The 12738-nt window shown below is 69.0% G+C and carries 3 protein-coding genes; all 3 read left to right on the forward strand.

Features of this window, described 5'->3' with window-relative positions; translation table 11 throughout:
- Positions 1 to 2022 carry a DCC1-like thiol-disulfide oxidoreductase family protein gene (locus KEG57_RS10065; RefSeq protein ID WP_272419457.1) on the forward strand — a complete coding sequence of 674 codons (2022 nt, stop codon included), beginning with the start codon at positions 1 to 3 and terminating at the stop codon, positions 2020 to 2022.
- A 4-nt stretch (positions 2023 to 2026) separates the two neighbouring features.
- Complete coding sequence (locus tag KEG57_RS10070) at positions 2027 to 4045, forward strand: HTTM domain-containing protein (protein WP_272419458.1); 2019 nt, start codon at positions 2027 to 2029, stop codon at positions 4043 to 4045.
- A 495-nt stretch (positions 4046 to 4540) separates the two neighbouring features.
- Positions 4541 to 12721, forward strand: a complete 8181-nt coding sequence (locus tag KEG57_RS10075; protein WP_272419460.1) for a type I polyketide synthase — start codon at positions 4541 to 4543, stop codon at positions 12719 to 12721.
- Positions 12722 to 12738 lie beyond the last annotated feature (17 nt).

Genomic DNA, 12738 nt, shown 5'->3' on the forward strand with positions numbered 1-12738 from the left:
GTGGGCAAACGAATTCTGTCGAGCTTCCTTACAATCGACGCCCGCTCCCTGGGGCTCTTTCGCATCGCGATGGCCCTCGTCCTTCTGGGCGACCTCTTTCGTCGCTGGCCGTGGGTGCGCGCGTTTTATTCGAACGAAGGCGTCCTTCCGAATCACAACCACATCTTCAACCTGCGCGACAAAGGCCAGGTCTGGAGCATCCTCCACGCCTTTTCGAGTGTCGGGGAGAACCACCTCGCGTTCGTCCTGATCCTCCTCGTCTATCTCGGCTTTCTCCTCGGCTGGAAGACGCGCATCTTCCACGCGCTCTCGCTGATCTGTCTGGTCAGCCTCGGCTCGCGGAACATCCTGCTCGAAAACCAGGGCAACTACGCGGCCGTCGCGCTCCTCTTCTTCACGCTCTTCTTGCCGCTCGGCAGCCGCTTCTCCGTCGACGCCCTCGCCCGCTCGTTCGCGGATCGCGACGAAAAGACCGACGCGGATTTGAACGATCGCCCGCGGCCCACGGAGGCCGAGCTTTCGGTCACGCGCGGGCCCGGCTGGTCGCCGCTCTCGTTCGCGGCGCTCGCCGTCACGCTGCAGATCGTGATCATCCTCGTCGCGTCGGCGGCCTGGCATTTCGCTGGGTCGTGGCGGGACGGCAGCGGCCTTTATTATGCGCTCCACGTCGAGCGCTGGGTGAGCGATTTCGGGGTGCGGCTCCAGCACGCGCCGGCCGGCGTCTTGAAGGGCCTCTCGTATTTGCTCCTCGCGGCGGAATGCGCCGTCCCGCTCCTCGTGCTCGTCCCCGTGGCGCGAAGGCCGCTCCGCGGCATCGCCGTCGGGCTCCTCGTCGTGTATTCGCTCGCGCTCGGCCTCCTGTTCTCGCTCGGCCTTTATGCCTGGACGCTGCTCGCCGCCGCGGCGCTGCTCCTACCGGAGGAGAGCTGGGACGCCTTCGAGCGCCGTTTTTCCCCGGAGCGCGCGCGCAGCGTCGTCTACGACGAGGATTGCGGCGTTTGCTTGTGGCTTGCGCGCCTCGCCAAGCGCCTCGACGCCCAGCACCACCTCACGTTCCAGGGCAATGGCGACCTCTCGGGGCTCCTCCGCGGCAAGGCCGACGGCACGGTCGAAAAGGTCGACCTGCCGGCGGACATCACCGAGGAGCTCGTGCAGAACACGATCGTCGTCGTGGACGCAAAAGGCACCGTCCTCACGCGGAGCCGCGGCATCGCGGAGATCGTGCGGGCCTTGCCGTTCGGGCGTCCTCTCGCCTTCGTCATGCGCCTGCCGGGCATCTCGAACCTGCTCGACGTCTTCTATGACGCCTTCGCCAAGCGGCGCGCCGACGTCAGCGTCCTCCTCGGCATGGACGCGTGCGGCGTCCCCGCGCCGAAAGACGAGGCCGAACCCGATGCCGCCGAGGCCCTCGACGTCCCGTCCGCCGTACGCACCCAGCGTTTCTTGACGGGTGGCCTTCGCGAGGCGTTCGTCTTCGTGCTTTTCGTCGCGGCGCTCGCGCAGGCGACCAAGGAAAACCCGCTTCGGTTCTCGATTCCCCAGGGAAAACTCCTCTCGGCGGCCGTCGCGTGGCCGCGCATGATGGAGCGCTGGGACGTGCTCGCCGTGAACGGGGATGAGGACGGAGTCTTCGTGATCGACGGTCAGAACCGCAAGGGCGCGAGCATCGACCCGCTCACGGGCGCCCCGCCCGCGATCACCCCCGAGGCCTTCAACGCGCGCAAGCTCGGCCAGCTCTGGAACGATTACCTGAACCGCGTCCGCCTGCGCGAGTACGAGCCGTTCCAGAAGGCCCTGCGTGATTACCTCAGCAAGGGCGGCCCCGCGCTCGAGGGCCGCACGCCGGACGAGCAGCTCTCGGGCTACGACGCGTACTGGGTGAAGTATTCGATCGCGAAGCCTGGCGAGAGCCCGGCGCGCGTCGAGAAGGATCGCGAAAAACTCTTCACGCATTCGCGCGGCGGGCGCATGGCGGCCGACCGGCTCCCGATCATCAAGCCCGACGTCCGCCGGCAGGAGTAGGGTCGTGGCCGAGATAGCCGCCGAGGGCGAGGTCACGGCCGGACGGCCCGAGGACGCGCCGCGAGAGGACAAACCCGCCAAACCGCGGTTTTCAGGCCTCCGCGCCGCGTTCGCCTGGCTGCGTGACCATTACATGACGATGGACCCGCGCACGCTCGGGTTTTTCCGGCTCGTCATCGGGTTCCTCGTCACCGCCGATTGCATCAGGCACTGGAAGGATGCGCGCTGGTTCTACTCGAACGAGGGCGTCCTCACGAACCATTACCACCTCTTCCGTCCGAGCAGCGGCTTCAACTTCAGCCTCTTCCACGCGTTCTCCTCGCTCGAAGAAGTCCACGTCGCTTTCGCGATCGCGACGTTCTGCCATTTCTGCTTCTTCATCGGCTGGCATACCCGCATCTTTTCGGTCCTCTCGTTCCTCTTCGTGACGAGCCTCGACAACCGGCTCGTCATGGTCGAGAACGGCGGGTACGTCGTGGAAAACCTGCTCATCGGCTGGGCGATGTTCATGCCCACCGGCCAGCGATTCTCCGTCGACGCGCTTTTGCGCTCGTTCCGCGAGCGCAAGGAGCGTTCGTCCGCGGAGCTCAACGCGCGCGCGCCCTTCGCCTGGGCCACGAAGCCCTACGTCTCGTTGATCGGGCTCCTCACGACCCTGAACATCGCGGTCATTTATTATTTCAACGTCGTCAACAAATCGGGAAATATCTGGCGCAAGGGCGACACGGTCCATTACGTGCTCCACCTCGATCGCATGATCACGGGGTTCGCCGTGCCGTTTCGCGAGTACATGCCGATCTGGATGATGCGGCCTGTCGCCTGGAGCGTGCTCGTCGTCGAGGCGATCCTCGTGCCGCTCATCCTCGCGCCCGCCGGCCGCCGCGTCACGCGGCCGCTCGCGATGCTCCTGATGACCGGCCTGCACGGGAGCTTCGGCGTGATGATGCGCCTCGGCCCGTTCTCCTGGTTCATGATTGCCTGGAGCTTCCTGTTCCCCCAGCCCGTGCACTGGGAGATCCTCGACCGTTGGTACACGAAGAAAGCCCGCGCGTGGGTCGTCGTGTACGACCGGCGCTCGCCGCTCGCGTTTTTCCTCTGTCGCCTCTTCGCGCGCCTCGACCACTGCGAGCGCCTCACGTTCGAGGAGAGCCCCGAGGACGAAGCCACGCCGAAGCTCCTCCGCGTCCGCGATCCCGCGACGAACGAGGTCCACGACGATCACGCGGCCCTCGCAGCCCTCGCGCGCTCGCTCCCCGCGGGCCGCTTTCTCTGGCCCGTCTTCCGCGTCCTCACGCTGGGCCTTTCGGGGCCGCTCTTCGGCTACGTCGCGCGCCGTCGCGACGCCGTCGCGCGCGCCTTCGGCCTCGGCACGAAGCCCCGCGGCCGCTCGGCGAGCGCTGTGCCGTCCCCGCTCGCCGAGCGCGCCTCACGCGTGCGCGCGGGCCTGCGGGAGGCGCTCGTGGCCTGGTTCTTCCTCTGCGCGGTGAGCCAGACGATCAACGAGAACAAGTCCGTCCCTGCGCCCCTCAAGCACACGCAGCCGTGGCTCATGCAGGCGACCCTCGGCTACCCGCGCCTGTACCAGGGCTGGGGTATGTTCGCGCCGAACCCGATCAGCGACGACGGTTCGATCACGATCGACGCGATCACGATCAGCGGCCGCCACGTCGATCCTTTCACTGGCAAGGAGCCCGACCTCAATCTCTCGGACGCGCGTGGTCTCGGCCTGAACCAGATCTGGCAGGATTACTTCAACCGCATCCGGCTCGATCGGAACAAGGTGTTCCGTCATGGTCTCAAGGAGTACCTCCTGCACTGGCACGAAGAGACCGGTCGCCCCGAAGACGAGCTCGTCGCGTTCGACGTGTACTGGCTGCGAGACCAGTGTCCGCTGCCTGGACAAACGCAGCCATACAAGCATGAAAAGATTGCGATCTTGACATATCGCAAGCCTGGATACAGGCCGCCGCCAGGCAATCCGCCGCTTCCGCCCGAACCCAAGGTCGAGAGCGCAGGCAACTGAGCGGAGCGGGCGCAACATCCCGGCGTCGCGTGATTCTGTGTGCGACACGCGTGGGCCGTCCGGAGCGCTCTCGTTTTCGTGTTGCCGGTGTGTCCGTGCGGGCTGGCTTGCATCGCAGCCGTCGAGCACCGAACGTGCGATGGGCAAACGGTTCGGCTTCGTTTAGGATTCTCTGGACTGTATGCGCGACGTCCTCCCTGCTTCGGTCGAGCTTCGGCGGGGATCCGAGGGCCACGGGCGCCGATGCCCTCGCCGCGGGGAGGCTCGCCGCCATGGTGCTCGCGAGGCGCGCTCGTCTGGGTGGGCGAGAAACACGCGATGCGGGCTACCTCGTGCGTCGCTTCGCCACCTCGGGGTATATGCTGCTCCCGGGAGCGCGCCGCGAGGCGTGCTTCGACCGTTGGAGCAAGGTTTCAAACTTTCCGTGGCACGTGAGCACGACGGGCCGCGACGAGGTCGAGGGGCTTTCAGGAGACGAGGTCGGGTTACGCGTCGATGACTCCACCCAACGCAGAGAACCTTTCGGCCTGGCTGGTCTCCCGCCTCGCCGAGCTTCGGGGGATCGATCCGCGGACCATCGACCCACGCGAGCGGTTCCATCGCTACGGGCTCGACTCCCTCGGCGCGACGAAGCTCCTCGCGGATCTGGGCAAGCACCTCGGTCGTAGCCTCTCACCGACCCTCGTCTGGGAGTACGCGACCCCCGCGTCGCTGGCGAAGTTCCTGGCGTCGAACGCGGGTTCGTCCACGTCGTCTGGGTCGTCGTTGCGCCCCCCGCCCGTGCCTTCGCCGGCCCATCGCGCGTCTGCGGGAAACGAGCCCATCGCGATCGTGGGCATGGCGTGCCGCTTCCCCAAGGCGCCGGACCTCGACGCGTTCTGGCGGCTCCTGCGCGACGGCATCGACGCGATCACCGAGGTGCCGAGGGATCGCTGGGACGCATCGGCGCTCTACGATCCGGACAACGCCGCCGTGGGCAAGGTGAACACGCGCTGGGGCGGGTTTCTCGACCACGTCGAGGCCTTCGACCCGCAGTTCTTCGGCATCTCGCCGCGCGAGGCGGTGCAGATGGATCCGCAGCAACGGCTCACGCTCGAGCTCGCGGTGGAGGCGCTCGAAGACGCCGGGATTCCGCCGTCCGCGCTGAAGGGCAGCCGCACGGGCGTCTTCGTCGGCGCGCTTTTCCTCGACCACGCGCTCCTCCAGGATCGCGCGGGGCGCGAGTCGATCTCCGCGCACACGAGCACGGGCGGCGCGTCGTGCATCATCGCGAACCGGCTCTCGTACGCCTTCGGCCTCGAGGGCCCGAGCATGACCGTGGACACGGCGTGCTCGTCGTCGCTCGTCGCCATGCACCTCGCCAGCCAGAGCTTGCGCAGCGGCGAGTCGAACGTCGCGATCGCGGGCGGCGTGAGCTTGATGCTCGTGCCCGAGACGACGATGGGCTTCACGAAGCTCAATGCGATGAGCCCCGACGGTCGCTGCCGCGCCTTCGACGCGCGCGGCAACGGCTACGTGCGCAGCGAAGGCGCGGGGCTCGTGATCCTGAAGCGCCTTTCGGACGCGCTGCGCGACGGCGACCGCATCTACGCGGTCATGCGCGGCAGCGCCGTGAACAACGACGGCGCGAGCAACGGCCTCACCGCGCCGAACCCGCTCGCCCAGCAGTCGATGCTGCGGGACGCTTGCCGCTCGGCAGGCGTCTCGCCCGCGGACATCCAGTACGTCGAGGCGCACGGCACGGGCACGCCGCTCGGCGATCCGATCGAGGCGGGCGCGCTCGGGGCCGTGATCGGGCTGGAGCACTCGCCCGATCAGCCGCTTTGCATCGGTTCCGTCAAGACGAACATCGGGCACCTCGAAGCGGCCGCGGGGATGGCGGGGCTCTTGAAGGTCGCGCTCGCGATGCAGCACGACGCGTTGCCGCCGACCCTGCATTACGAATCGCCGAACCCGAACATCAACTTCGAAGCGCTCAACCTGCGCGTCGTCACCAAGGTCGAGCCCTGGCCCGCGCCTGAGGGCGCGCTGCGCCGCGCGGGCGTGAGCTCGTTCGGCTATGGCGGCACGAACGCGCACGTGATCCTGGAGAGCATGGCCCGCTCGACGGCGAGCGTCGCCCTGCTCGAAGCGGGCGCGCCGGAGGCGATGGGCGCCTCGATCGGGCTCGCGCTCGAATCGATCCGAGGCGAGGAGGTGATCGCCGGGCGGGTCTTGCGCGGCCCTTCGGCCGGCGTGGGCCAGAGGCTCGCGGTCGTGGCGAGCACGAAGAGTGGCCTCGAAGCGCGGCTCGCCGAGGCGCGCAGCGGCGCCGAGGGGCGAGGCATCTTCCGCGGCGTGGCCCGCGGATCCCGCCGCGTCGTGTGGGTGTTTTCGGGGCAAGGATCGCAGTGGGTGGGGATGGGCCGATCGCTCGTGCTCTCGGAGCCGAGCTTCCGCGCGGCGCTCACGCGTTGTGATCGTGTGCTCGCGCCGCTGCTTGGCTGGTCGGTGCTCGACGAGATCATGGCCGGCTCACCGCGCGTCGCCGCCGATCGCATCGACGTCATGTGGCCCGTGCTCTTCGCGTTCCAGGTCGCGCTCGCGGAGCTCTTGCACGACCTCGGCCTCGAGCCGGGCGCGGTGATCGGCCACAGCATTGGCGAGGTCGCGGCGGCGCACGTCGCGGGTGTTCTCTCGCTCGAGGACGCGGCGCGCGTCATCGCGCATCAGGCCACGCTCGTGCAGCGCTCGGCGGGCCAGGGGATGATGCTCCTCGCGGGTGTCGGCTGGGACGAGGCGCAATCGATCGCGGCGTCCTCGGGCGGCCGCATCCACCGGGCCATCGCGGCGAGCCCGACCTCCACGGTCTTCTCCGGGGACGGCGGCGCGCTCGCGGGCATCGCGGCGTCGTTCGCCTCCCGCGGCGTCTTCGCGCGCCCGGTCAACACCGGCGCCGCCGTGCATGGGCCGCAGATGGCTTATCTCGTGGACGAGCTCCCGTCGCTGCTCGGGGATCTCCACCCCATGAGCGCGCGGGTCCCCGTCGTCTCGGCGCTGACGGGCGAGCGCATTCGCGGCGAGGACCTCGACGTCGCCTACTGGTCGCGCCAGCTCTCCGAGCCGGTCCGGTTCGCGAATGGGATCCAGCGCCTGCTCGACGACGGGCTCGCGGTGTTCCTGGAGATCGCGCCGCACCCCATCGTCAAGCATTCCATCGAGGAGTGCATTCGCCACGTGGACAAGCAGGCGACGGCGGCGGCCGTGGCGGCGCTCTGGCGAAACGAGGACGAGGGCCGCTCGATCCGCGAGGCCGTGGGTCAGCTCTTCGTGCACGGCGCGAGCGTGATCGATCGCCGCACCGAGTCCGACGCGACCGAGACGGGCCACGTGCACCTCTTGCCCGTCTCGGGCCAGACCGAGACGGCGATGCGGGACGCGGCGCGGCGCCTCGTCCGGTTCATCGACACGTCGAGCGAAACCGCGCTGCGGGACGTCTGCTTCACGATGAGCGTCCGCCGCGCGCACCACCGCACGTGTGGGGTCGTCGCGGCGCGGAGCCGGGCGGAGGTGCTCGATGGGCTGCGCGCGATCGCCGACGGGCGTGATCATCCCCTCTCGCGGGTCGGCGCGGTGCCGATCGGCGGCCGGCGCGGCCTCGTCTTCGTGTTCCCCGGGCAGGGCTCGCAGTGGGTCGGCATGGGCCGCGCGCTCTTCGTGCAGAAGCCGGTCTTCCGCGAGTCCATCGAGGATTGCGACGCGGTCATCCGGCGCGAGGCGGGTTTCTCCGTCATCGAGGAGCTCCTCGCGGACGAGACGCGCTCGCAGCTCGGCCGCATCGACGTCGTGCAGCCCATGCTCTTCGCGATCGAGGTCGCGCTCGCCGCGCTCTGGCGCGCGTGGGGCGTCGAGCCCGACGCCGTGATTGGCCACAGCATGGGTGAGATCGCGGCGGCGCACGTCGCGGGCGTGCTCTCGCTCGACGATGCGGCGAAGGTCATCTGCCGCCGCAGCAAGCTCCTTCGGCGTGTGGCGGGGCTCGGCGGGATGGCGCTCGTCGAGCTGGCGATGTCCGAGGCCGAGCGCGCGCTCGTGGGGTACGAGGACAGGCTCAGCGTCGCGGTGAGCAATGGCCCGCGCTCGACCGTGATCGCGGGCGAGCCGGCCGCGCTCGACGAGGTCGTCGCGATGCTCGAAGGGCGCGGGGTCTTTTGCCGCCGGGTGAAGGTCGACGTCGCCTCGCACAGCCCGCAGATGGACGTGCTCAAGCAGGACCTCTCGACCGTGCTCGCCGATCTCCGGCCGCGGGCGACCAAGGTCGCGATGCGCTCGACTGTCACGGGCGAGCTCGTCTCGGGCGCGGAGCTCGACGCCTCGTACTGGGTGAAGAACCTCCGCGCGCCCGTCCTGTTTGGCAGGGCCGTCGCGAAGGCCGTCGAGGAGGGACAAACCCTCTTCGTGGAGATCAGCCCCCACCCGATCTTGCTCCATTCGATCGAAGAGACGTTGCGTGCCCTCTCGAAGGAGGGGGCGGCCATTGCGTCGCTCCGGCGCAACGAGGACGAGCGCCATTGCCTCGTCGACGCGCTCGGCGCGCTCCACGTGAAGGGCCACGAGCTCGCGTGGGGCAGGCTCTTTCCGCGCGGCGGCCGTTGCATCTCGCTCCCCACGTATCCGTGGCAGCGGGATCGGTATTGGCTGCCGGACGAGGTGAAGTCGCGGATGCCGCAGTCGCGACCGTGGCTCTCGCAGGCTTCTCACCACGAGCCCGACGTGCACCCGCTGCTCGGCCCGCCGGTCCACCTCTCCGTCGAGCCCACGCTCCATTTCTGGGAGCAATCGCTGAACATGACGGCGCTCCCCTACCTCGCGCACCACCGCGTGCAGAACGATCCCATCTTCCCTGGCGCGGGGTACGTGGAGATGGCCCTTTCCGCCGTCGCCGAGGTGCACGGCAAGGTCTCCGTCGCGCTCGAGGAGGTCACCTTCGACCGGATGCTCCCGGTCGGCAAGGACCCGGAGCGCCGTGTCCAGTTCGTCCTCGTGGACGAGGAGGCGGGGCGCGCGTCCTTTCAGGTTTCGAGCCGCGAGGCGGGCGCGAAATCGTGGACGCGGCACGCGGCGGGCAAGGTGCGGACGGGCGTGGGCGCGCCGGGGGCGCGGATCTCGCGCGAGCGTCCTCGCGTGCTCCAGGCGCGTTGCCCGACGGTGGTCGACGCGGAAGCATTTTATCGCCGCATGGAGGAGGGCGGGCTCTTTTATGGCAGGAGCTTCCGCGGCCTCGAGCAGATGTGGCTCGGCAACGAGGAAGGGCTCGCCCGCGTCTTCTTGCCGGCCGACGTCGCGGTGAACGCGGACCAGTATCAAGTGCACCCGGCGCTGCTCGACGCCTGTTTCCAGACCCTCGTGCAGGTCCACGTCGCGTCGGAGACCGAGCCGCTCGGCACGTACGTGCTCTCCGGCATCGATCGAATTCGGCTCCATCGCTCGCTCGGGCAAGAGGTATGGGTCCACGCGCAGCTCCACGCGAGCGACGACAAGACGAACCCCGCGGGCGACGTCTACGTCATCGACGCGGACGGCCGGGTGCAGGCGGAGGTGCAGGGGCTGCGCATCAAGCGGCTGGAGAGCGGGAAGTCGGCGTCGGCGAACGCGCTCGACGACGCCATTTACGCGATCGAGTGGCGCAAGAAGGACCTCGACGGCGAGTCCATGCGGCTCAAACACGCGGGGAACCCGGGCGCGTGGCTGCTCTTCGTGGACGAGGGCGGCACGGCCGCGTCGATGGCGTTCCTCTTGCTCGCGCGCGGCGAGGCGTGCGTGCGCGTGCGCGCCGGGTCGCGGTTCTCCCGCCTCGAAGCGGGGCTCTTCGAGATTGACCCGACGAACCCGGAGCATTACCAGCGCGTCCTGCGCGAGGCGTTTGGCCGCGAGGTCCATTGCCGTGGGATCGTGCATCTTTATGCGCTCGACGCGACTCCGTGGGAGCGGATCACGAACGACACGATCGAGCGTGACATCGCGCACGGCTGCCTGAGCGCGCTTTACCTCGTCCAGGCCGTGATCCGCCAGGGCTGGCGCGACATGCCGCGGCTCTGGCTCGTCACGCGCGGCGCGCAGGCCGTGCTCGCGACCGGGACGCCGCTCTCGATCGCGCAATCGACCCTCTGGGGGCTCGGCCGCACGATCGCGCTCGAGCACCCGGAGCTCGAATGCACGCGCATCGACGTCGATCCGAGCCGCAGTGTCGACGAGGCTTCGGCCCTGCTCCGCGAGATCTCGGTGCGCGACCGCGAGGATCAGGTCGCGTATCGCAAGGAGGGCCGGTTCGTCGCCCGGCTCGTACATAGCTCGTTCGACGCGGCCGAGGCGGCCGGGGGCAATGCGCCCCCCGAGCCCGCCAATGGCAGGGCGTTCCAGCTCGAGAGCCAGGAGCTCGGCGTCCTCGATCGGCTCGTTTTGCGGGAGATCCCGCGGCGTCCTCCCGGTCCGGGCGAGGTGGAGATCCAGGTCGAGGCGGCGGGCCTCAACTTCATCGACGTCATGAAGGCCATGGGCGTTTACCCCGGCATGACGCCTGGGCCTTTGCAGCTCGGCCTCGAATGCGCCGGCCGCGTGGTCGCCGTGGGGGCGGGTGTCGAGCAGGTCCGGGTCGGGCAGGAAGTCGTCGCGTTCGCCGCGGGCTCGTTCGGCTCGCACGTCACCACGCACGTCGAGTTTGTCGCGCCGAAGCCCTCGAAGCTGAGCTTCGCCGAGGCGGCCTCGGTGCCCGTCGTCTTCATGACCGTCTATTACGCGCTGAACAAGCTCGCGCGCCTCGGCCATGACGAGCGGGTCCTGGTCCACACCGCGACCGGCGGCACGGGGCTCGCGGCCATTCAGCTCGCGCGCTTTCTCGGGGCCCAGATCTTCGCGACGGCGGGCAGCGAGGACAAACGCGCGTACCTGCGCTCGCTCGGCGTCGAGCACGTCATGGATTCCCGGACGCTCGATTTTGCCGGGCAGGTCCTCGAGCAGACCGGCGGCCAGGGCGTCGACGTCGTCCTCAATACCCTCACGGGCGATGGGCGCACGCGCAGCCTGGAGATCCTCGCGCCTTATGGTCGATTCGTCGAGCTCAGCAAGCGCGACATCTACGACAACGGCCAGCTCGCGATGACGCCCTTCCGCAAGAGCCTTTCGTATGCGGCCGTGGACCTCGCCGGGATGTCGGTCGAGCGTCCGGCGCTGCTCGGCGCCCTGCTCCAGGAGGTCATGCAGCTCTTCGACATGGGCGTCTTCCAGCCGCTCCCGGTGAAGGAATTCCCGGTGGAAGAGGTCCGCGACGCCTACCGCCTCATGGCCCAGGCCAAGCACGTCGGGAAGATCGTCGTCAAGATGAACGACCCGACGGTCCGCATCCTGCCCGTGGAGGAGCCGAAGCCGACCATCCTCGCGAATGCGACGTATCTGGTCACCGGTGGCCTTGGGGGCCTCGGTTTGTCCCTCTCCCGGTGGATGGTCGATCGGGGGGCGCGCCACCTCGCGCTCGTCTCGCGCGGCGCCCCCTCCGCGGCTGCGCGGGAGGCCATTTCGGCCATGGAGAAGGCCGGGGCCGAGGTGGCCGTGCTCGCGGCGGACGTGACGCGCGAGGACCAGGTCGACGCCATGCTCGCGGAGATCAAGAAACGAATGCCGCCCCTGCGCGGCATCGTTCACGCCGCCGGCTTGCTCGACGACAGGACCCTCCTCGAAATGGACGAGGAGCGGTTCACGCGGGTGATGGCGCCGAAGGTCCGCGGGGCCTTCAACCTGCACACGCGTACCCTCGATCAGAAGCTCGATTTCTTCGTGCTGTATTCGTCTTCCGCGTCGCTGCTCGGCGCCCCTGGGCAGGGCAATTACGCGGCGGCCAATGCGTTCCTCGACGCGCTCTCCCACGCGCGCAGGCGCACGGGCCGCCCGGCGACGAGCATTCACTGGGGGCCGTTCGCCGACATCGGCCTCGCGGCGGCCCAGGACAACCGCGGCAACCGTCTCTCGCACCGCGGGATCGAGAGCCTCTCGCCTGCGCACGGGCTCCTCGCGTTCGGCAAGCTGCTCGAACGCCCGCGCGCCGAGATCGGCGTCTTGCGCCTCTCCGTGCGCCAGTGGGTCGAGTATTACCCGCAGGTCGGCGACATCCCCTTCTGGTCCGAGCTCCAGCGCGATCAAAAGGCCACGGACCGGCCGCCCTCGAGCCGGATCTCGTTCCGGAGCCTGCTCGAGCGCAGGCCGCCGCAGGAGCGGCTCCCCATGCTGGAGAAGCACATTCTCGAGCACGTGGGCCAGGTGCTCCGGCTCGATATCGGGCGGATCGACCGGCTCGCCTCGTTCACGAGCCTCGGCATGGATTCGCTCTTGAGCCTGGAGCTCCGCAATCGGCTCGAATTGAGCCTCGGCGTGCGGCTCTCGGCGACGCTCCTCTTCACCTATCCGAACCCCGCGTCGCTCGCCGATCACCTGCTCGACCGGATGAGCCTTGCGCAGGGCAAGCGCTCGACGGACACGTCGCCCCCGTCGATGGCGGCGCCGCGGGCGGAGCGCTCGTCGGCCCTTCCCGCGAGGCCGAGTGAACCCATAAGGGTGCAGTCGCCCAGGCACATAACGCAGTCGGAAGCCGAGATCCTGCTCGAACTCGAGGAGGAGCTGGCCCGCTCGGAGGACTACCTGTCGTGAGCACGAGACGCCCCGAC

The organism is Polyangium jinanense (genome assembly GCF_028435365.1).

Excerpts from the sequence above, each read along its gene's own strand:
- KEG57_RS10075 (WP_272419460.1), top strand. The coding sequence starts at position 4,541 with ATGACTCCACCCAACGCAGAGAACCTTTCGGCCTGGCTGGTCTCCCGC.